A 21,589-nucleotide genomic window follows, 5' to 3' on the forward strand; every position below is an offset into this window, starting at 1 on the left:
TAGAAAAATAGTGTAGAATATAAGAAATAGGTTTTTAGAATAAGGAGTGGAATATGACAGTAACGATTGATTGGGAAAACCTTGGTTTTTCCTATATGAAATTACCTTATCGCTATCTTGCTCATTTCAAAAATGGACAATGGAATCAAGGAGAGCTTACAGAGGATGCAACTTTGCATATTTCAGAGTCTTCTCCAAGTCTCCACTATGGACAACAAGCATTTGAAGGTTTGAAAGCTTATCGTACTAAGGATGGCAGTGTTCAACTGTTCCGTCCTGATGAAAATGCTAAACGCCTGCAACGTACATGTGACCGTCTCTTGATGCCACAAGTTCCGACAGACATGTTTGTAGAAGCTTGTAAAGCAGTTGTCCGTGCGAATGAAGAATACGTACCACCATACGGAACAGGTGGAACCCTCTATCTTCGTCCACTTTTGATTGGTGTCGGAGATATTATCGGGGTAAAACCAGCAGAGGAGTATATTTTTACTATCTTTGCTATGCCAGTTGGAAATTACTTTAAAGGTGGTTTGGTCCCTACCAACTTCTTGATTCAGGATGAATACGACCGTGCCGCTCCAAATGGTACAGGTGCGGCTAAGGTTGGTGGGAATTATGCTGCCAGTCTCTTGCCAGGGAAATTGGCCAAGTCACGTCATTTCTCAGATGTTATTTACCTAGATCCATCAACACATACAAAGATTGAAGAAGTTGGATCAGCTAACTTCTTTGGAATTACAGCTGATAATGAATTTGTAACGCCATTGAGTCCATCTATCTTGCCATCTATTACCAAGTATTCCTTACTTTATTTGGCAGAACATCGCTTGGGCTTAACTCCTATTGAAGGAGATGTTCCAATTGATAACCTTGACCGTTTTGTAGAGGCAGGTGCCTGTGGTACAGCAGCGGTTATTTCTCCAATTGGAGGTATTCAACACGGTGATGATTTCCATGTATTTTATAGTGAAACAGAAGTTGGCCCTGTGACTCGTAAACTCTATGATGAATTGACAGGTATTCAGTTTGGTGATATTGAAGCGCCAGAAGGTTGGATTGTAAAAGTAGATTAAAAATATATTAAAGGAGATTTTTATGAAATCAAAAAAGTGGATTTTAACAACAGGACTTATCCTAAGCACAACAGCTCTTTTAGCAGCCTGTGGGAAAGCTGATAAAGAAGCAGATGCTCCGACAACATTTTCTTATGTCTATGCAGTGGATCCAGCATCCTTGGACTACAGCATAGCAACGCGTACATCCACAACAGATATTATCGGGAATGTTGTTGATGGTTTGATGGAAAATGATAAATACGGCAATGTTGCTCCTTCTCAAAAAGACTATGATTTGAACAGTACAGGATGGGCTCCAAGCTATCAAGATCCAGCGTCTTACTTGAATATTATGGATCCAAAATCTGGTTCTGCCATGAAACACCTTGGTATTACGAAAGGAAAAGATAAGGATGTTGTCGCTAAACTTGGTTTGGATCAATATAAGAAGTTGTTAGAAGATGCTGTTTCTGAGACCACTGACTTAGAGAAGAGATATGAAAAATATGCCAAAGCTCAAGCTTGGTTGACAGATAGTTCATTATTGATGCCAACAGCTTCATCTGGTGGTTCTCCAGTTGTAAGTAATGTAGTACCATTCTCAAAACCATACTCACAAGTTGGTATTAAGGGAGATCCATATATCTTTAAAGGAATGAAATTGCAAAAAGATATTGTTACAACAAAAGAATATGACGAAGCTCTTAAAAAATGGCAAAAAGAAAAATTGGAATCCAATAGCAAATACCAAAAAGAATTAGAAAAGCATATTAAATAAAGAATGGTATTGCTCTTGATAAAATTTTAAAAATACTGTCATTTTGGATATAAAGGAGTTTGATATGGAGTGGATTAAGCTAATAGGAATAGCAATCATTGTTGTGGGTTTTATTTTAAAATTTGATACAATTGCAACAGTAGTCTTAGCTGGTTTGGTTACAGCTTTAGTTTCAGGTGTTTCTCTTGTTGAATTTTTGGAGATTTTGGGAAAAGAATTTAGCAATCAGCGAGTGCTCACGATTTTTATGGTTACCTTGCCTCTTGTGGGGCTGTCAGAAACCTTTGGACTCAAGCAACGATCAATTGATTTGATTCGAAAGATTAAAGGTCTGACAGTTGGAAACTTCTATACAGTTTATTTCTTTATTCGAGAGTTAGCTGGTTTCTTTTCAATTCGTCTAGGAGGACACCCTCAGTTTGTCAGACCTTTGGTTCAACCTATGGGAGAAGCAGCAGCAGAGTCTCAATTAGGTAGAAAGTTAACAGAGGTTGAAGATGAGACAATAAAAGCGCGTGCGGCTGCGAATGAAAATTTTGGAAATTTCTTTGCTCAAAATACGTTTGTAGGTGCTGGGGGAGTCCTCTTGATAGGGGGAACATTAGATCAGTTAGGCTATGAAAGCAATTATGCAGGGATTGCTTCTACATCTATTATTGTTGCTGTTATAACACTTATTGTAGTAGGGATTTACAATTATTTATTTGATAAAAAATTGATATCAAAAAAGACTAGGGGAGGAGAACAAAAATGACAGAGTTGGCAAAGCAACTATTAGAGTTGACCTATATTGTGATTGGTTGTCAATTTCTCCATACAGCCTATTGTAGTTATAAAGATAAAACAAACCCAGTTCGACTTGGGACATCTGCATTTTGGACTCTATTGTCTATTACGTTTATAGGTGGTTCCTATATGCCAAATATGAGTATTGGTATTATTGTAATCCTATTATCGCTGCTAACATTGTTTAAGCAAGTCCGTATCGGAACCTTGCCATCCTTAGATGAAATGAAAGCCAATATTGAATCTAACAGGTTGAAAAATAAAATTTTTATTCCAGTTATGCTGATGGCAATACTTGCGTTGGTCTTAGCGCAAATGATTCCAGAATTTAGCAAGATTTCGATTAGCCTTGCCGCCTTGTTTGCTACAATTTCTGTTCTTGTGATTACCAATAGTCACCCTAAGAGTCTGTTATCAGAAAATAATCGAATGACTCAGCAAGTTTCAACAAGTGGGATTGTTCCTCAATTATTAGGGGCTTTGGGGGCTATTTTTACTGTAGCAGGTGTTGGTGATGTTATCTCTCATCTGATTAGCGGTATTGTTCCTTCAGATAGTCGCTTTATAGGAGTTTTGGCCTATGTTCTTGGAATGGTTCTATTCACAATGATTATGGGAAATGCTTTTGCAGCATTCACCGTTATTACAGCAGGTGTTGGAGTTCCCTTTGTATTTGCTCTAGGAGCTAATCCAATTGTGGCTGGTGCTCTTGCCATGACAGCAGGTTATTGTGGGACCTTATTGACCCCAATGGCTGCTAATTTTAACGCTCTACCAGCAGCATTGATGGATATGAAAGATCAGAATGGCGTTATAAAGGCTCAAGCAGGTGTTGCTCTAGTAATGATTGTTATTCACATATTCTTAATGTACTTTCTCGCATTTTAGTAAAGGAAAATAAAATGAAAATATTGGTTACAGGTTTTAATCCTTTTGGAGGTGAAAAGATTAATCCAGCTTTGGAGGCTGTAAAATTATTACCATCTGAGATTAATGGGGCCGAAGTTCGCTGGGTAGAAATTCCAACGGTTTTTTATAAGTCGTCAGAAGTTTTAGAGGCAGAAATATTACGATATCAACCAGATGCTGTACTTTGTATTGGACAAGCAGGCGGCAGGACCGGCTTAACACCTGAACGAGTGGCTATTAATCAAGATGATGCTCGCATACCTGATAACGAAGGCAATCAACCAATTGATACACCGATTCGTATTGATGGAGCATCGGCCTATTTTAGTAGTTTACCTATCAAAGCGATGGTACAAGCTATTAAAAAACAGGGACTTCCAGCAGTTGTGTCCAATAGTGCAGGAACCTTTGTTTGCAATCATTTGATGTACCAAGCTCTTTATTTAGTGGATAAAAAATTCCCTAATATGAGAGCAGGTTTCATGCATATTCCATATATGATGGAACAAGTAGTAAATAAGCCGAATACTGCAGGAATGAGTCTATGCGATATTGTAAGAGGCATAGAGGTAGCTATTGAAGCTATTGTAGACTACAAAGATAAGGATTTGCAGTTAGTAGGTGGTGAGACTCACTGATAACCTAAAAAGGATAGTCAATTATGCTTGTTTACTAACTATTAGCTATGCTAAATCGATTGAGGTTGTTTACATAAAACTCTATATCAGACAAGCCTGATATAGAGTTTTTTCTTGCTAGTTTTAGGATTTTCTTGTACAATAGAAAAAGTGAAGAGAGGTATGAAATGAGTAAGAAAGATAAAAAAATCGAAATTCAAGTAGCAGATGCCAAAGTTAATGTAGGAAAAGACAGTTTTGAAGGCTATACCTTGATCATTGGTAAAAAAGTTATCGGAGAAATTGCCGAATTAGAGGGACAATTTGCCATCATAAAGAATGGGAATGTCGATAGTTTTTATAAAAAATTGGAAAAAGCTGTGGAAATTTTGATTGAAAATTATAATTTAGCAAAATAAGTCTTGTTTTTTTGAAATTTTCATGATATAATAGTCCATGTTGATTGTAGGAGAGATAGCGAAGAGGCTAAACGCGGCGGACTGTAAATCCGCTCCTTCGGGTTCGGGGGTTCGAATCCCTCTCTCTCCATTTCATCAATGGGGTATAGCCAAGCGGTAAGGCAAGGGACTTTGACTCCCTCATGCGTTGGTTCGAATCCAGCTACCCCAGTTCTTAGGTAATAATCAAGATAAAAAGCAAAATATCTTAGGGTATTTTATTTTTATAATTGAAAGACGTGAACGATATGAACATGTCCTTGCGAGTGCTTAGGAAAAAAATTATAAGTATGTCAAGTTTAAGAAAAAACTTGATTGTTGGAGGATTTTTTAGATGAACGAATTTGAAGATTTGCTAAATAGCGTTAGCCAAGTTGAGACTGGTGATGTTGTTAGTGCTGAAGTATTGACAGTTGATGCGACTCAAGCTAACGTTGCAATCTCTGGAACTGGTGTTGAAGGTGTCTTGACTCTTCGCGAATTGACAAACGATCGCGATGCAGATATCAATGACTTTGTTAAAGTAGGAGAAGTATTGGATGTTCTTGTACTTCGTCAAGTAGTTGGTAAAGATACTGATACAGTTACATACCTTGTATCTAAAAAACGCCTTGAAGCTCGCAAAGCATGGGACAAACTTGTTGGTCGCGAAGAAGAAGTTGTTACTGTTAAAGGAACTCGTGCCGTTAAAGGTGGACTTTCAGTAGAATTTGAAGGTGTTCGTGGATTTATCCCAGCTTCAATGTTGGATACTCGTTTCGTACGTAACACTGAGCGTTTTGTAGGTCAAGAATTTGACGCTAAAATCAAAGAAGTTGATGCTAAAGAAAACCGCTTCATCCTTTCACGTCGTGAAGTTGTTGAAGCAGCTACAGCAGCAGCTCGCGCTGAAGTATTTGGTAAATTTGCTGTTGGTGATGTTGTAACTGGTAAAGTTGCTCGTATCACAAGTTTCGGTGCTTTCATCGACCTTGGTGGTGTTGACGGATTGGTTCACTTGACTGAATTGTCACATGAACGTAACGTTTCACCAAAATCAGTTGTAACTGTTGGTGAAGAAATTGAAGTGAAAATCCTTGATCTTAACGAAGAAGAAGGACGTGTATCACTTTCACTTAAAGCAACAGTACCAGGACCATGGGATGGTGTTGAGCAAAAATTGGCTAAAGGTGATGTAGTAGAAGGAACAGTTAAACGTTTGACTGACTTCGGTGCATTTGTTGAAGTATTGCCAGGTATCGATGGACTTGTTCACGTATCACAAATTTCACACAAACGTATTGAAAATCCAAAAGAAGCTCTTAAAGTTGGTCAAGAAGTTCAAGTTAAAGTTCTTGAAGTTAACGCAGATGCAGAGCGTGTATCACTTTCTATTAAAGCTCTTGAAGAACGTCCAGCTCAAGAAGAAGGACAAAAAGAAGAAAAACGTGCTGCTCGTCCACGTCGTCCAAGACGTCAAGAGAAGCGTGATTTCGAACTTCCAGAAACACAAACAGGATTTTCAATGGCTGATTTGTTTGGTGATATCGAACTTTAATCAAATTGAAAATTCACAAAATCCTTTGTTTACTAAACAAGGGATTTTTTCTTTTGTCTCTGCTCCTTTTTTGATATAATAGTTCTATGTTAAAATCAGAAAAACAATCACGTTATCAAATGTTAAATGAAGAATTGTCCTTCCTATTGGAAGGCGAAACCAATGTTTTGGCTAATCTTTCCAACGCCAGTGCTCTCATAAAATCACGTTTTCCTAATACCGTATTTGCAGGTTTTTATTTGTTCGATGGAAAGGAATTGGTTTTAGGTCCCTTCCAAGGAGGTGTTTCCTGTATCCGTATTGCACTAGGCAAGGGCGTATGTGGTGAAGCTGCTGAGTTGCAGGAAACAGTCCTGGTTGGTGATGTAAGGACCTATCCCAACTATATTTCTTGTGATAGTCTAGCTAAAAGTGAAATTGTGGTGCCGATGATAAAGAATGGCCAACTACTTGGAGTTCTGGATCTGGATTCTTCAGAGATTGAGGATTACGATGCAATGGATCGAGATTATTTGGAACAATTTGTCGCTATTTTGCTTGAAAAGACAGCATGGGACTTTACAATGTTTGGGGAAAAATCTTAATGTATCAAGCACTTTATCGAAAATATAGAAGTCAAAACTTCTCCCAGTTGGTTGGTCAAGAAGTTGTGGCTAAGACTCTTAAACAAGCAGTAGAACAAGAGAAAATAAGTCATGCCTATCTTTTTTCTGGTCCACGTGGAACGGGAAAAACCAGTGTAGCTAAGATTTTTGCCAAAGCTATGAACTGTCCCAATCAAGTGGGTGGTGAACCTTGTAATAACTGCTATATTTGTCAGGCAGTGACGGACGGTAGTTTAGAAGATGTCATTGAAATGGATGCAGCCTCTAATAATGGGGTGGATGAAATTCGCGAAATTCGTGATAAATCTACCTATGCGCCTAGCCTTGCTCGTTATAAGGTTTACATCATAGATGAGGTTCACATGCTGTCTACAGGGGCTTTTAATGCCCTTCTAAAGACGTTGGAAGAGCCAACACAGAATGTGGTCTTTATTTTGGCTACTACTGAATTGCACAAGATTCCTGCCACTATTCTATCCCGTGTCCAACGTTTTGAATTTAAATCGATTAAAACACAGGATATTAAGGAACATATCCGCTATATCTTAGAAAAAGAAAATATCAGTTCTGAGCCAGAGGCTGTGGAAATCATTGCCAGACGGGCTGAAGGTGGAATGCGAGACGCCTTGTCTATTTTGGATCAAGCCCTGAGTTTGACACAGGGAAATGAGCTGACGACTGCCATCTCTGAAGAAATTACTGGCACTATTAGCCTATCAGCCTTAGATGATTATGTGGCTGCCTTGTCCCAGCAGGATGTTCCCAAAGCATTAGCTTGCTTAAATCTTCTCTTTGACAATGGTAAGAGCATGACTCGTTTTGTGACCGATCTTTTGCACTATTTAAGAGACTTGTTAATTGTTCAAACAGGGGGAGAAAATACTCATCATAGTCCAGTCTTTGTAGAAAATTTGGCACTTCCTCAAGAAAATCTGTTTGAAATGATTCGCTTAGCGACAGTGAGTTTAGCAGATATTAAGTCTAGTTTGCAGCCCAAGATTTATGCTGAGATGATGACTATTCGTTTAGCGGAGATTAATCCTGAACTAGCTCTTTCTGGTGCAGTTGAACATGAAATTTCTGCACTGAGACAGGAAGTGACACGTCTCAAACAAGAACTCGCCAATGTGGGAACTGTGCCCAAGCCAACTAGTCCAACTCCTAGTCGCCCAGCAACAGGCAAGACAGTCTATCGTGTGGATCGCAATAAAGTTCAATCTATCTTACAAGAGGCTGTCGAAAATCCTGATTTAGCACGTCAAAATCTGATTCGCTTGCAGAATGCCTGGGGAGAGGTGATTGAAAGTCTTGGAGGTCCTGATAAGGCTCTACTAGTTGGTTCTCAACCGGTTGCAGCCAATGAACACCATGCCATTCTTGCTTTTGAATCTAACTTCAATGCTGGTCAAACCATGAAACGAGACAATCTCAACACTATGTTTGGCAACATTCTCAGTCAGGCAGCAGGTTTTTCACCTGAGATTTTAGCCATTTCCATGGAGGAATGGAAAGAAGTTCGCGCAGCCTTTTCAGCTAAAGCCAAATCTTCTCAAACTGAAAAAGAAGCAGAAGAAAGTCTGATTCCAGAAGGATTTGAATTTTTGGCTGATAAAGTGAAGGTAGAGGAAGACTAAAGAAAGATTTCATGATACAATAAGTTTATGAATAAACAACAATTTATTATTATGGCGCTGTTTACAGCTGCTGAGACCTATTTTTTCAATGAAGCTTGGATGACTGGTCGCTATATTATGGCAGCCTTTTGGGCAATTTTACTCTTCAGAAATTTCCGAGTCAGTTATGTGATGGGCAAAATCGTTGATGTCATCGATCAGCATTTTAATAGGAAAGACTAGCCCTCAGCTTCCAGACAAAATCAAAGCCTTTTAGGCTTTTTTTTGTTATACTAGAAAAGTATATTTATAGACCTTTTACTCTATTTCTGGGGAAATCAGACGTTTTTCTAGTAAGTACTGTAAAAGTCTTGAAAAAGAAAGGAACTATCATGTCAGTATTAGAGATCAAAGATCTTCACGTTGAGATTGAAGGAAAAGAAATTTTAAAAGGGGTTAACCTGACCCTGAAAACAGGAGAAATCGCCGCTATCATGGGACCAAATGGTACTGGTAAATCGACTCTTTCTGCCGCTATCATGGGAAATCCAAACTATGAAGTAACCAAAGGTGAAGTTTTGTTTGATGGCGTAAACATCCTTGAGTTGGAAGTAGATGAGCGTGCGCGTATGGGACTTTTCCTTGCTATGCAATACCCATCTGAAATTCCTGGAATTACCAATGCTGAGTTTCTTCGTGCCGCTATGAATGCTGGTAAAGAAGATGATGAAAAGATTTCAGTTCGTGAGTTTATCACTAAGTTGGACGAGAAAATGGAATTGCTCAACATGAAAGAAGAAATGGCTGAACGTTATCTCAATGAAGGTTTCTCTGGTGGTGAGAAAAAACGTAATGAAATTCTTCAACTTTTGATGTTGGAACCAACTTTTGCCCTTTTGGATGAGATTGACTCTGGTCTTGATATTGACGCTCTTAAAGTTGTTTCTAAAGGTGTGAATGCCATGCGTGGTGAAGGTTTTGGTGCTATGATCATCACTCACTACCAACGTCTTTTGAACTATATCACACCAGACGTGGTACACGTGATGATGGAAGGGCGTGTTGTCCTTTCTGGTGGTCCAGAATTGGCTGCGCGTTTGGAACGTGAAGGATACGCAAAACTAGCTGAAGAACTTGGCTACGACTACAAGGAAGAATTGTAATTTCCTCGTATCTTTTAGGAGAAGTAAATGACTAGAGAAAATATTAAACTTTTTTCAGAAATGCACGCTGAACCAAGCTGGTTGGCTGACCTCCGTCAAAAAGCTTTTGATAAGATTGAGACTTTGGAATTACCAGTTATTGAGCGTGTCAAATTCCACCGTTGGAATCTGGGGGATGGGACGATTACAGAAAGCGAGCCATCAGCAAATGTTCCAGATTTCACTGCACTAGATAACCACTTGAAGTTGGTGCAAGTAGGAACGCAAACTGTTTTTGAGCAAATTCCAGTTGAGTTGGCTGAACAGGGTATCATCTTTACAGACTTCCACTCAGCTTTAGAAGAAATTCCAGAGCTTGTTGAGGAATTCTTCATGTCATCTGTCAAGTATGACGATGATAAGTTGGCAGCCTACCATACAGCTTATTTCAATAGTGGTGCTGTTCTCTATATTCCTGATAACGTGGAAATTGCTGAACCAATCGAAGGAATTTTCTATCAAGATAGCGATAGCGATGTGCCGTTTAACAAGCATATTATGATTATCGCTGGTAAAAATTCTAAGATTAGTTATCTGGAGCGTTTAGAGTCACGCGGTGAAGGAAGTGCCAAAGCAACTGCTAATATCACAGTAGAAGTAATTGCACGTTCTGGTGCTCAAGTCAAGTTTGCGGCTATCGACCGTCTAGGTGAAAACGTCACTGCCTACATTAGCCGTCGTGGTAAATTAGGCAACGATGCAAGCATTGACTGGGCTATTGGTGTCATGAACGAAGGGAATGTCGTTGCTGACTTTGATAGCGATTTGATTGGTAACGGTAGCCATGCTGACCTGAAAGTTATAGCTCTTTCAAGTGGCCGTCAGGTACAAGGAATTGATACTCGAGTAACTAACTATGGCTGCAACTCAATCGGAAATATCCTCCAACATGGGGTTATTCTTGAAAAAGCGACCTTGACCTTCAATGGTATCGGTCACATTATCAAGGGTGCTAAGGGAGCGGATGCGCAACAAGAGAGTCGTGTTCTTATGCTTTCAGACCAAGCGCGTTCAGATGCCAATCCAATTCTTTTGATTGATGAAAATGACGTAACTGCTGGTCACGCTGCTTCTATCGGTCAGGTGGATCCAGAAGATATGTACTACCTCATGAGTCGTGGTTTGGACAAGGCAACTGCAGAACGCTTGGTTGTCCGTGGTTTCCTTGGATCTGTTATCGTTGAGATTCCAGTCAAGGAAGTTCGTGATGAAATGATTGCAACTATCGAAGAGAAATTGTCAAAACGCTAAGGGGAAGCCGATGTTAGATGTAGAAACGATTCGCAAGGATTTTCCAATTTTAGACCAAATTGTCAACGATGAACCGTTGGTCTATCTGGACAATGCTGCAACGACACAAAAACCACTAGCAGTTCTGGAAACAATCAACCGCTATTATGAGCAGGACAATGCCAATGTTCATCGTGGGGTTCATACCTTGGCAGAAAGGGCGACAGCTTCTTATGAGGCGGCTCGTGAAACCATTCGTAAGTTTATCAATGCAGGGTCTACAAAGGAAGTTCTCTTTACCAGAGGAACGACAACCAGTCTTAACTGGGTAGCGCGTTATGCTGAGGAAGTCCTGGCTGAGGGAGACCAGGTCTTGATTTCCGTCATGGAACACCATTCTAATATCATTCCTTGGCAGGAAGCCTGCCGTAAGACTGGGGCAGAGCTTGTCTATGTCTATCTTAAGGACGGTGCCCTGGATATGGAGGATTTGCGAGCTAAATTGTCTGACAAGGTCAAGTTTGTTTCGCTAGCTCACGCCTCCAATGTTCTTGGTGTGGTCAATCCAATCAAAGAAATCACTCAATTGGCCCACCAAGTTGGAGCCATCATGGTGGTGGATGGTGCTCAATCTACGCCTCATATGCAGATCGATGTCCAGGACTTGGATGTGGACTTCTTTGCCTTTTCAGGTCACAAGATGGCTGGTCCGACTGGTATCGGTGTTCTGTACGGAAAAGAGAAGTATTTAGAACAAATGTCACCCCTTGAATTTGGCGGCGAGATGATTGATTTTGTCTACGAGCAATCTGCTAGTTGGAAGGAATTACCTTGGAAATTCGAGGCTGGAACTCCTAACATGGCAGGTGCTATCGGACTGGCAGCAGCAGTGGATTATCTGGAAAAGATTGGTATGGATGCCATTGAAGCCCATGAACAGGAATTGATCGCATACGTCTATCCAAAACTGCAGGAGATTGAAGGACTGACTATTTATGGTTCACAGGACTTGGCTCAACGTTCAGGTGTCATTGCTTTTAACCTAGGCGACCTTCATCCTCACGACCTTGCAACGGCTTTGGATTATGAAGGTGTGGCAGTTCGTGCGGGTCACCACTGTGCGCAACCCTTGCTCCAGTATTTGGATGTTCCAGCAACAGCACGTGCAAGTTTTTATATCTACAATACCAAGGCAGATTGCGATAAGCTAGTCGATGCCTTACAAAAGACAAAGGAGTTTTTCAATGGCACTTTCTAAACTAGATAGCCTTTATATGGCAGTGGTAGCAGACCATTCGAAAAATCCACATCACCAAGGGAAGTTAGAAGACGCTGAGCAAATCAGTCTCAACAATCCGACCTGTGGAGATGTCATCAACCTCTCTGTCAAGTTTGATGCAGAGGACCGTTTGGAAGATATTGCTTTTCTAAATTCAGGTTGCACCATCTCAACTGCCTCTGCCAGCATGATGACAGATGCAGTTTTAGGAAAAACCAAACAAGAAATTTTAGAACTTGCAACTATTTTTTCTGAAATGGTTCAAGGGCAAAAAGATGACAGACAAGATAGTCTTGGAGATGCAGCCTTCTTGTCAGGTGTTGCCAAATTCCCTCAACGAATCAAGTGTGCAACTCTAGCTTGGAATGCCCTGAAGAAAACAATTGAAAATCAAGAAAATCAATAAGACAAGTTTCTTTTGTCTTATGAATCAGTAGAAATGAAGAATGAAAGAAAGGATATTATGGCTGAAGAAAGAGTAGAACCAAAACCAATTGATCTTGGTGAATATAAATTTGGTTTCCATGATGATGTAGAGCCTGTCCTATCGACAGGAAAAGGATTGAATGAGGATGTCATTCGTGAACTATCAGCTGCCAAGGGAGAACCTGAGTGGATGTTAGAATTCCGTTTGAAGTCTTATGAAACCTTCAAAAAAATGCCCATGCAAACTTGGGGAGCAGACTTATCAGAGATTGATTTTGATGACTTGATCTACTACCAAAAACCATCTGATAAACCAGCTCGTTCCTGGGATGAGGTTCCTGAAAAAATTAAAGAAACCTTTGAACGTATTGGGATTCCAGAAGCTGAACGTGCTTATCTTGCTGGAGCTTCTGCCCAGTATGAGTCCGAAGTAGTTTACCATAACATGAAGGAAGAATTTGAGAAGTTAGGTATTATCTTTACAGATACGGATTCTGCTCTCAAGGAATACCCAGATTTGTTTAAACAATACTTTGCTAAGTTGGTACCACCAACAGATAATAAGTTGGCTGCCCTCAATTCGGCAGTATGGTCAGGTGGAACCTTTATCTATGTACCAAAAGGGGTCAAAGTGGATATTCCACTTCAAACTTACTTCCGTATCAACAACGAAAATACAGGTCAGTTTGAACGTACCTTGATTATCGTTGATGAGGGAGCAAGTGTCCACTACGTTGAAGGGTGTACAGCGCCAACATATTCAAGTAACAGCTTGCATGCTGCCATTGTAGAAATCTTTTCCTTAAAAGGAGCTTATATGCGTTATACAACCATTCAAAACTGGTCTGACAACGTCTATAACTTGGTAACGAAACGTGCCAAAGCCTTGAAAGATGCGACTGTTGAGTGGATTGATGGAAACTTGGGTGCCAAAACAACCATGAAATACCCATCTGTTTGCCTAGATGGAGAAGGGGCGCGTGGTACTATGCTTTCTATTGCCTTTGCTAATGCAGGGCAACACCAGGACACTGGTGCCAAGATGATTCACAATGCTCCACATACCAGTTCGTCTATCGTGTCTAAATCCATCGCTAAAGGCGGAGGAAAGGTTGACTACCGTGGTCAAGTAACCTTTAACAAGAACTCTAAGAAATCTGTTTCTCACATTGAATGTGATACCATTATCATGGATGACTTGTCGGCATCAGATACTATTCCATTTAATGAAATCCACAACTCGCAAGTTGCTTTGGAACACGAAGCTAAGGTTTCTAAGATTTCAGAAGAACAATTGTATTACCTCATGAGTCGTGGATTGTCAGAATCTGAGGCAACTGAGATGATTGTTATGGGATTTGTTGAACCCTTCACAAAAGAACTTCCAATGGAATATGCTGTTGAGCTGAACCGCTTGATTAGCTATGAGATGGAAGGGTCAGTTGGGTAAAATTTGATTTTAGATATACTCAAAATCAAGGACTTTGATACTATTCGAAAATCAAAGTGTAAACCACGTCAGCTTTATCTACAACCTCAAAGCGGTGCTTTGAGCAACCTACGGCTAGCTTCCTAGTTTACTCTTTGATTTTCATTGAGCATTAGATCTACTCAAAATCAAGAACTTTGAAGATGAATTTGTAATAAAAAAAATCGCGGTTTAAATCGCGATTTTTTTTTTTTATAATTTCTCGTTAACAAAGCGGACAAACTGATTCCACCAAACTTTTAAGAAGAAGGCTTTTTCCATTTTCTTGTCTGCAACCATTTCGAAACTAGGGCGCTCTGTGGTGATGTAACCTTGACCGATCAAGTCCTTGTCTTCGTAAGTCAGATGGCCAACCACTGTTCCAGCTTCAAGTGGTGCTGGGATTGTTTTAGAATCGGGAGTGAATTGAACAGATTGGGAAGATTGGTTCCCAACACGTTCAATTAGATAGATATCCTCTGGGGCCACTGCAGTGACGGTATCTTCTTTTCCATCTTGTACAGGGGCTTTGCTATCTTGATAGGCATCGCCTTGCTGAACGATTTTGCGAAGTGTAAATGTAGAAGAAATATAATCCATTAGGGAAGAGGTAGCTGTAAACCGAGCGTAAGGATTATTGTCTTGATGGTCTGCATTTAAAACAACTGTGATGACTCTCATGCCTTTTTCGACAGTAGTACCAACAAAAGACTCTCCAGCCTTATCTGTTGTTCCTGTTTTCAGTCCATCAAAACCACCACGGTAAGCAGGCATACCTTCTAACATGTAGTTGGTTGAAGTGATTGTTATCCCATCAAAAGTAGAAGAAGGTTTTTTGGTGATTTCCAAAACTTGTGGGTATTTTTTGATGAGGTTGCGGGCAACGATGGCAACATCATAAGCACTGAGCTTATTTTCATCATCTTTATTAGAACCTGGGTAAATGTTATCTCCTAGAGTCTCGTTGTTAAGACCAGTTGTATTGACAACCGTGGCATCTTTGATTCCCCATTCCAAGAGTTTTGCCCTCATCCTATCGACGAAATCTTTTTCTGAGCCAGCAATTTTCTCAGCTAGGGCAATAGCGGCGCTGTTGACACTAGATACCAGAGTTGCTTCAAGTAACTCTTCAACAGTATAATTACGAGCCTCCATAGGAACATTACTGGCTTCAGAATTTGTCGTCAATTGATAAGGATAATCAGAAATATCTACTGGGGTGGAGAGGGTAATACTTCCGTTTTCCAGAGCTTCATAGACCAGGTAAACGGTAAGCAGTTTTGTAATAGAAGCGATTTCGACTGGCTGAGTTGCATCTTTTTCATAAAGTATTTTTCCAGTATTTGCTTCAACAGCAATGGCATGTTTTGCAGCAATATTAAAATCTTGAGCAGCAACAGTAGAAGCACCTCCTAAAAGGGAGACAGTTAATAAAGTTAAAAATATTTTTTTCATAGTAGTCTTATTCTATCATAAAGAAAAAAAATATTCTTGCTTTAATAATTCATCCGTTAAGCTTTTTGAAAATATGGTAAAATAGAGTGAGGGAGGTAACTCATGTTTCGTAGAAATAAATTATTTTTTTGGACCACAGAAATTTTACTCTTAACAATCATCTTTTACCTATGGAGACAGATGGGGTCTTTGATTAACCCTTTTGTTAGCGTGCTTAATACAATTATGATTCCATTTTTATTAGGGGGCTTTCTTTATTATTTGACAAACCCTATTGTTACTTTCTTAAATAAAGTCTGTAAACTCAATCGTTTGCTTGGTATTTTAATTACCTTGTGTGCTTTGGTCTGGGGGATGGTCATAGGTGTTGTCTATCTCTTACCTATTTTGATTAATCAGTTATCTAGCTTGATTATATCTAGTCAAACTATTTATAGTCGAGTACAAGACTTAATCATAGACTTATCTAATTATCCTGCGCTCCAGAATTTGGATGTAGAAGCTACAATTCAGCAGTTAAACTTATCCTATGTTGATATTCTTCAAAAGATCCTAAATAGCGTATCAAATAGTGTGGGGAGCGTCTTGTCAGCTCTTATCAGTACTGTTTTGATTTTGATTATGACTCCAGTTTTTTTGGTTTATTTCTTACTAGATGGACATAAATTCTTGCCCATGCTTGAAAGAACGATTCTAAAGAGGGATCGTTTGCATATTGCAGGCCTCTTAAAGAATTTGAATGCGACGATTGCTCGCTATATTAGTGGAGTTTCGATTGACGCAATCATTATAGGTTGTTTAGCTTATATTGGCTATAGTATTATTTGTTTAAAATATGCTTTAGTTTTTGCTATTTTTTCTGGTGTAGCCAATTTAATTCCTTATGTGGGGCCAAGTATTGGTTTGATTCCTATGATCATCGCAAATATATTCACTGATCCCCATAGAATGCTGATTGCAGTGATTTATATGCTTGTTGTTCAGCAGGTAGATGGCAATATCTTATATCCTCGAATCGTAGGAAGTGTTATGAAGGTTCATCCAATCACGATTTTAGTTTTACTTTTGTTGTCAAGCAATATCTATGGTGTAGTTGGAATGATTGTCGCAGTGCCAACCTATTCTATCTTAAAAGAAATTTCTAAGTTCTTATCCCGTTTGTATGAAAATCATAAAATAATGAAAGAACGAGAAAGAGAATTAGCTAAGTAAAAGTCAGGAGAACCATGATTTTTCTTTACTAGAAGTGGCCTTTAGATTAGAAGATTGAAAATAAGTTAAAGTCCTCAACTAATTTTCACAGCTAAAAATAGTAGAAGTTAATCTGATAAAAATCGAAAAAACCAGTGGAATTCCGTGTCAGGGTAAGTTCCACTGGTTTTCATAGTCTATTAAAGTTTGAATGAAATTTATTTATTTTAGCACAACAAGTAAAACGTAGTCCGAATAATATAAGGATTGATTTTATAGTTTTTAAACTCAAATGGATTGAAACAAAGAGAGTAGGAAAATTCTCATCTGAAAGTATTTTAGAATAATTCTCTTCGTGAATTTCTTCAAAACAGATAGCTTCATCTTAGGTATGTGTTAATTGGATTTCGTAAGTTCTATTCATAATCGTAAAGTTATGCACTGAGAAAGTTGTAGTTAGTATCCCAGTTTGCTAAATTTCTCGAATAGTATCTTTTTTAGGTATGTGATTTCTTTTTGCATTTTTGTGTTAGATAAGGTATAATAGTTTTATTGTCTTTTGGGGTCGTTACGGATTCGACAGGCATTATGAGGCATATTTTGCGACTCGTGTGGCGACGTAAACGCTCAGTTAAATATAACTGCAAAAAATAACACTTCTTACGCTCTAGCTGCCTAAAAACCAGCAGGCGTGACCCGATTTGGATTGCTCGTGTTCAATGACAGGTCTTATTATTAGCGAGATACGATTGAGTCTTGTCTAGCGGCTTGATAAGAGATTGATAGACTCGCAGTTTCTAGGCTTGAGTTATGTGTCGAGGGGCTGTTAAACTAATACATAACCTATGGTTGTAGACAAATATGTTGGCAGGTGTTTGGACGTGGGTTCGACTCCCACCGGCTCCATTATTCCTTTGCATTCTTTTGCATTCCTTGGTAAAACGTTGTTAAATCAACGTTTTTTGTTTTTGTCTTTGGTATTCCTTGGTATTCTTTTGCTAAAAAGTCAGCCCCTAAAACAGACTCTATTTGTAAAAAAGGGATACAAAAAAGGATACAACATTTGTTGCATCCTAGAAATAATTTTTCTTTTCCACGGAAGACATGGGATTCGAACCCACGCACGCTATTACACGCCTACCGCGTTTCCAACACGGCCTCTTAAGCCTCTTGAGTAATCTTCCAATACTTACTTAAATAGTCTACCATAAAGGTCCTTATCTTGCAATAAAAATTCTGTAAATAAGAAAAATGATAGAATTTGGAAGAAAATGATAAAAAATGCTTGACTTTAAAAGAAAGTGTGATAGAATGAATAGTGTAAACGATAACAGGAGGTGATTCGGTGTTAAAAACAGAGCGGAAGCAACTGATTTTAGAGGAGTTAAATCAACATCATGTAGTTTCTCTAGAAAAATTAGTTAGTTTGTTAGAAACGTCAGAATCAACGGTTCGAAGAGACTTGGATGAATTGGAAGCAGAAAACAAGCTTCGTCGCGTGCATGGTGGAGCAGAATTGCCTCATTCCTTGCAGGAAGAAGAAACCATTCAAGAGAAATCTGTCAAAAACCTTCAAGAAAAGAAGTTGCTGGCTCAGAAAGCTGCTTCTCTCATCAAGGAACAAGATGTCATCTTTATCGATGCTGGAACAACTACAGCCTTTTTGATTCATGAATTGGTCAATAAGAATATTACTGTTGTGACCAACTCCATTCACCATGCCGCTCAGTTGGTTGAAAAGCAGATTCCAACTGTCATAGTTGGAGGAAGCGTCAAGACAGCGACGGATGCTAGTATCGGGGGCGTTGCTCTCAACCAGATTAACCAATTGCACTTTGACCGTGCCTTTATTGGGATGAATGGTGTGGACGATGGCTATTATACGACTCCTGATATGGAGGAGGGGGCTGTGAAGCGTGCTATTTTAGAGAATGCCAAACAGACCTATGTCTTGGTGGATTCGTCTAAAATTGGACAAACTTGCTTTGCCAAGGTAGCACCACTCAAGCGAGCTATTGTTATCACAAGCCAAGGGCATGAGCTCTTGCAGGCTATTAAGGAGAAAACGGAGGTAATAGAAGTATGATTTATACAGTCACACTCAATCCATCCATTGACTATATCGTTCGTTTGGACCAAGTCCAAGTCGGTAGTGTCAATCGTATGGACAGTGATGATAAGTTTGCTGGTGGGAAAGGAATCAATGTCAGTCGTGTCTTGAAACGCTTGGATATTCCAAATACAGCGACGGGATTTATCGGTGGCTTTACTGGTAAATTTATCACAGATACTTTGGCTGATGAAGAAATCGAGACACGTTTTGTCCAAGTGGCAGAAGATACTCGTATCAATGTTAAAATCAAAGCAGACCAAGAAACAGAAATCAACGGAAGGGGTCCAAATGTGGAACCAGCTCAGCTAGAAGAATTGAAAGCTATTTTATCTAGTCTGACAGCAGAAGATACGGTTGTGTTTGCAGGTTCAAGTGCTAAAAATCTAGGCAATGTTATCTATAAGGATTTGATTTCCTTGACGCGCCAGACTGGTGCGCAAGTGGTTTGTGACTTTGAAGGACAGACCTTGATTGATAGTTTGGACTATCAGCCACTTTTGGTCAAACCAAATAATCACGAACTTGGAGCGATCTTTAGAGTGAAACTCGAAAGTTTAGATGAAATCGAGAACTATGCTCGTCAGTTACTGGCCAAAGGAGCTCAAAACGTCATTATCTCTATGGCTGGGGATGGTGCCCTTCTGGTAACATCTGAGGGATCATATTTTGCTAAACCAATCAAAGGGACAGTTAAAAATTCAGTTGGGGCTGGTGATTCTATGGTCGCTGGATTTACAGGTGAATTTGTCAAATCAAAAGACGCAGTAGAAGCCTTCAAATGGGGAGTGGCTTGCGGAACGGCAACCACCTTCTCAGATGACTTGGCAACAGCAGAATTTATTAAAGAAACATATGAAAAAGTTGAGGTAGAAAAAAGATGAAAATTCAAGACCTATTGAGAAAAGATGTCATGTTGCTGGATTTGCAGGCAACTGAAAAAACAGCTGTCATCGAGGAGATGATTAAAAGTTTGACAGACCACGGTTATGTAACAGATTTTGAAACCTTTAAAGAAGGCATTTTGGCGCGTGAAGCCTTGACTTCTACTGGTTTGGGTGACGGAATAGCAATGCCTCACAGCAAAAACGCTGCTGTCAAAGAAGCAACGGTTCTCTTTGCTAAGTCAAACAAGGGAGTTGACTACGAAAGCTTGGATGGGCAGGCAACTGACCTCTTCTTCATGATTGCAGCTCCAGAAGGCGCCAATGATACTCACTTGGCAGCCTTGGCAGAATTGTCTCAATACTTGATGAAAGACGGCTTTGCTGATAAACTTCGTCAAGCAACATCAGCTGATCAAGTTATTGAACTTTTTGACAAAGCTTCAGAAAAAACTGAGGAACCTGTTCAAGCACCTGCCAATGAATCTGCTGACTTTATCGTGGCTGTTACAGCTTGTACGACAGGTATTGCCCACACTTACATGGCCCAAGAAGCCCTTCAAAAAGTGGCTGCTGAAATGGGTGTTGGCATTAAGGTCGAAACAAACGGTGCTAGCGGTGTTGGCAACCAACTAACTGCGGAAGACATCCGTAAGGCTAAAGCTGTTATCATTGCAGCAGACAAGGCCGTTGAAATGGATCGATTTGATGGAAAACCATTGATCAATCGTCCAGTTGCTGACGGTATCCGTAAGACAGAAGAATTGATCAACTTGGCTATTTCAGGAGATGCGGAAGTCTACCGTGCCGCTAATGGTGCCAAAGCCGCAACAGCCTCTAACGAAAAACAAAGCCTTGGTGGTGCCTTCTACAAACACTTGATGAGTGGTGTCTCTCAAATGTTACCATTCGTTATCGGTGGTGGTATCATGATTGCCCTTGCCTTCTTGATTGACGGTGCTTTGGGTGTTCCAAATGAAAATCTTGGTAGTCTTGGTTCCTACCATGAACTAGCTTCTATGTTCATGAAAATTGGTGGTGCAGCCTTTGGCTTGATGCTTCCAGTCTTTGCAGGTTATGTTGCCTACTCTATCGCTGAAAAACCAGGTTTGGTAGCAGGTTTCGTGGCTGGTGCTATTGCCAAAGAAGGTTTTGCATTTGGTAAAATTCCTTATGCTGCAGGTGGTGAAGCAACTTCAACTCTTGCAGGTGTCTCATCTGGTTTCCTAGGTGCCCTTGTGGGTGGATTTATCGCAGGTGCTTTGGTTCTTGCTATCAAGAAATACGTTAAAGTTCCTCGTTCACTTGAAGGTGCTAAGTCAATCCTTCTCTTGCCACTTCTTGGAACAATCTTGACAGGATTTGTCATGCTAGCTGTTAATATCCCAATGGCAGCAATCAACACTGCTATGAATGACTTCCTAGGCGGTCTTGGAGGCGGTTCAGCTGTCCTTCTCGGTATCGTCCTTGGTGGAATGATGGCTGTCGATATGGGTGGACCAGTTAACAAAGCTGCCTATGTCTTTGGTACAGGTACGCTTGCAGCAACTGTTTCTTCAGGTGGTTCTGTGGCTATGGCAGCAGTTATGGCTGGAGGAATGGTGCCACCACTTGCAATCTTTGTCGCAACTCTTCTTTTCAAAGATAAATTTACTAAGGAAGAACGCAACTCTGGTTTGACAAACATCATCATGGGCTTGTCATTTATCACTGAGGGAGCAATTCCATTTGGTGCCGCTGACCCAGCTCGTGCGATTCCAAGCTTCATCCTTGGTTCAGCAGTAGCAGGTGGCCTCGTTGGTCTTACTGGTATCAAACTCATGGCGCCACATGGAGGAATCTTCGTTATCGCGCTTACTTCAAATGCTCTTCTTTACCTCGTTTCTGTCTTGGTAGGAGCAATTGTAAGTGGTGTGGTCTATGGTTACCTACGCAAACCTCAAGCAGTGAAATAAAAGGGAACTATATACCAGTTTAAACTAA

General features: G+C 39.9%; 20 protein-coding genes, 3 tRNA genes and 1 other RNA gene. 22 read left to right on the plus strand and 2 right to left on the minus strand.

Going from position 1 to position 21,589, the window contains the following annotated elements:
• Positions 1–53: 53 nt before the first annotated feature.
• The 17 genes from SPPN_RS04290 to sufB all read left to right on the plus strand — a co-directional run bounded on the left by SPPN_RS04290 (position 54) and on the right by sufB (position 13,948).
• On the plus strand, positions 54–1,076 hold the full coding sequence (locus tag SPPN_RS04290) for a branched-chain amino acid aminotransferase (RefSeq protein ID WP_000219024.1): 1,023 nt from the start codon (positions 54–56) through the stop codon (positions 1,074–1,076).
• A gap of 22 nt (positions 1,077–1,098) precedes the next feature.
• The gene (locus SPPN_RS04295; protein WP_000837382.1) at positions 1,099–1,836 is read left to right on the plus strand and encodes a hypothetical protein; all 738 of its coding nucleotides are present in this window, start codon (positions 1,099–1,101) and stop codon (positions 1,834–1,836) included.
• Positions 1,837–1,900: 64 nt separating this feature from the next.
• Positions 1,901–2,590 carry a DUF969 domain-containing protein gene (locus SPPN_RS04300; RefSeq protein WP_000454774.1) on the plus strand — a complete coding sequence of 230 codons (690 nt, stop codon included), beginning with the start codon at positions 1,901–1,903 and terminating at the stop codon, positions 2,588–2,590.
• Complete coding sequence (locus SPPN_RS04305) at positions 2,587–3,510, plus strand: DUF979 domain-containing protein (RefSeq protein WP_000137265.1); 924 nt, start codon at positions 2,587–2,589, stop codon at positions 3,508–3,510. The genes SPPN_RS04300 and SPPN_RS04305 overlap by 4 nt, the downstream gene beginning before the upstream one ends.
• 14 nt (positions 3,511–3,524) lie before the next feature.
• On the plus strand, positions 3,525–4,169 hold the full coding sequence (gene pcp, locus SPPN_RS04310) for a pyroglutamyl-peptidase I (RefSeq protein ID WP_000699369.1): 645 nt from the start codon (positions 3,525–3,527) through the stop codon (positions 4,167–4,169).
• A gap of 167 nt (positions 4,170–4,336) precedes the next feature.
• Complete coding sequence (locus SPPN_RS04315; protein WP_000037111.1) at positions 4,337–4,567, plus strand: DUF2969 domain-containing protein; 231 nt, start codon at positions 4,337–4,339, stop codon at positions 4,565–4,567.
• 49 nt (positions 4,568–4,616) lie between these two features.
• A tRNA-Tyr gene (locus SPPN_RS04320) sits at positions 4,617–4,697 on the plus strand.
• Positions 4,698–4,706: 9 nt separating this feature from the next.
• Positions 4,707–4,778: transfer RNA gene (locus SPPN_RS04325), tRNA-Gln, on the plus strand.
• A gap of 162 nt (positions 4,779–4,940) precedes the next feature.
• The gene (gene rpsA / locus SPPN_RS04330) at positions 4,941–6,143 is read left to right on the plus strand and encodes a 30S ribosomal protein S1 (RefSeq protein ID WP_001001629.1); all 1,203 of its coding nucleotides are present in this window, start codon (positions 4,941–4,943) and stop codon (positions 6,141–6,143) included.
• Between the two features lie 86 nt (positions 6,144–6,229).
• Positions 6,230–6,727, plus strand: coding sequence for a GAF domain-containing protein (locus SPPN_RS04335; protein WP_000920156.1), 498 nt, complete (start codon positions 6,230–6,232; stop codon positions 6,725–6,727).
• On the plus strand, positions 6,727–8,382 hold the full coding sequence (gene dnaX, locus SPPN_RS04340) for a DNA polymerase III subunit gamma/tau (RefSeq protein ID WP_000283809.1): 1,656 nt from the start codon (positions 6,727–6,729) through the stop codon (positions 8,380–8,382). The genes SPPN_RS04335 and dnaX overlap by 1 nt, the downstream gene beginning before the upstream one ends.
• A gap of 27 nt (positions 8,383–8,409) precedes the next feature.
• Positions 8,410–8,604: a DUF3272 domain-containing protein gene (locus tag SPPN_RS04345; protein WP_001041547.1), complete on the plus strand. Its 195-nt coding sequence runs from the start codon at positions 8,410–8,412 to the stop codon at positions 8,602–8,604.
• A gap of 149 nt (positions 8,605–8,753) precedes the next feature.
• A complete protein-coding gene (sufC, locus tag SPPN_RS04350; protein ID WP_000114489.1) occupies positions 8,754–9,524 on the plus strand; it encodes a Fe-S cluster assembly ATPase SufC in 771 nt (256 codons plus the stop codon).
• Positions 9,525–9,551: 27 nt separating this feature from the next.
• The gene (gene sufD, locus SPPN_RS04355) at positions 9,552–10,814 is read left to right on the plus strand and encodes a Fe-S cluster assembly protein SufD (protein ID WP_000196419.1); all 1,263 of its coding nucleotides are present in this window, start codon (positions 9,552–9,554) and stop codon (positions 10,812–10,814) included.
• Positions 10,815–10,824: 10 nt separating this feature from the next.
• Entirely contained in the window at positions 10,825–12,051 is a 1,227-nt protein-coding gene (locus SPPN_RS04360; protein ID WP_000887741.1) for a cysteine desulfurase, read from the plus strand.
• Positions 12,038–12,478, plus strand: coding sequence for a Fe-S cluster assembly sulfur transfer protein SufU (sufU, locus tag SPPN_RS04365; RefSeq protein WP_001218477.1), 441 nt, complete (start codon positions 12,038–12,040; stop codon positions 12,476–12,478). The genes SPPN_RS04360 and sufU overlap by 14 nt, the downstream gene beginning before the upstream one ends.
• Positions 12,479–12,535: 57 nt before the next feature.
• Positions 12,536–13,948, plus strand: a complete 1,413-nt coding sequence (gene sufB / locus SPPN_RS04370; protein ID WP_000797052.1) for a Fe-S cluster assembly protein SufB — start codon at positions 12,536–12,538, stop codon at positions 13,946–13,948.
• A gap of 231 nt (positions 13,949–14,179) precedes the next feature.
• Here the strand turns inward: sufB and pbp3 are convergent, their stop codons facing one another.
• The gene (pbp3, locus tag SPPN_RS04375; protein ID WP_000719172.1) at positions 14,180–15,421 is read right to left on the minus strand and encodes a D-alanyl-D-alanine carboxypeptidase PBP3; all 1,242 of its coding nucleotides are present in this window, start codon (positions 15,419–15,421) and stop codon (positions 14,180–14,182) included.
• A gap of 102 nt (positions 15,422–15,523) precedes the next feature.
• Between pbp3 and cozE the strand changes: the two genes are divergently transcribed.
• Both cozE and ssrA read left to right on the plus strand, forming a co-directional pair.
• Positions 15,524–16,633, plus strand: a complete 1,110-nt coding sequence (cozE, locus tag SPPN_RS04380; RefSeq protein WP_000489838.1) for a cell elongation protein CozE — start codon at positions 15,524–15,526, stop codon at positions 16,631–16,633.
• A 540-nt stretch (positions 16,634–17,173) separates the two neighbouring features.
• Positions 17,174–17,521: a transfer-messenger RNA gene (gene ssrA, locus SPPN_RS11945) on the plus strand.
• Between the two features lie 187 nt (positions 17,522–17,708).
• Here the strand turns inward: ssrA and SPPN_RS04385 are convergent.
• Positions 17,709–17,796, minus strand: a tRNA-Ser gene (locus SPPN_RS04385).
• 161 nt (positions 17,797–17,957) lie between these two features.
• Here SPPN_RS04385 and SPPN_RS04390 point away from each other — a divergent pair.
• From SPPN_RS04390 to SPPN_RS04400, 3 genes are read left to right on the plus strand one after another with little or no spacing between them, the layout of a single operon-like run.
• Positions 17,958–18,698, plus strand: a complete 741-nt coding sequence (locus tag SPPN_RS04390) for a DeoR/GlpR family DNA-binding transcription regulator (RefSeq protein ID WP_000920650.1) — start codon at positions 17,958–17,960, stop codon at positions 18,696–18,698.
• The gene (gene pfkB / locus SPPN_RS04395) at positions 18,695–19,606 is read left to right on the plus strand and encodes a 1-phosphofructokinase (protein ID WP_000640796.1); all 912 of its coding nucleotides are present in this window, start codon (positions 18,695–18,697) and stop codon (positions 19,604–19,606) included. Before SPPN_RS04390 ends, pfkB begins: the two co-directional genes overlap by 4 nt.
• Complete coding sequence (locus SPPN_RS04400) at positions 19,603–21,561, plus strand: fructose-specific PTS transporter subunit EIIC (protein ID WP_000701453.1); 1,959 nt, start codon at positions 19,603–19,605, stop codon at positions 21,559–21,561. Before pfkB ends, SPPN_RS04400 begins: the two co-directional genes overlap by 4 nt.
• Positions 21,562–21,589: the final 28 nt, after the last annotated feature.

It is taken from the genome of Streptococcus pseudopneumoniae IS7493, assembly GCF_000221985.1.
GTDB lineage: Bacteria > Bacillota > Bacilli > Lactobacillales > Streptococcaceae > Streptococcus > Streptococcus pseudopneumoniae.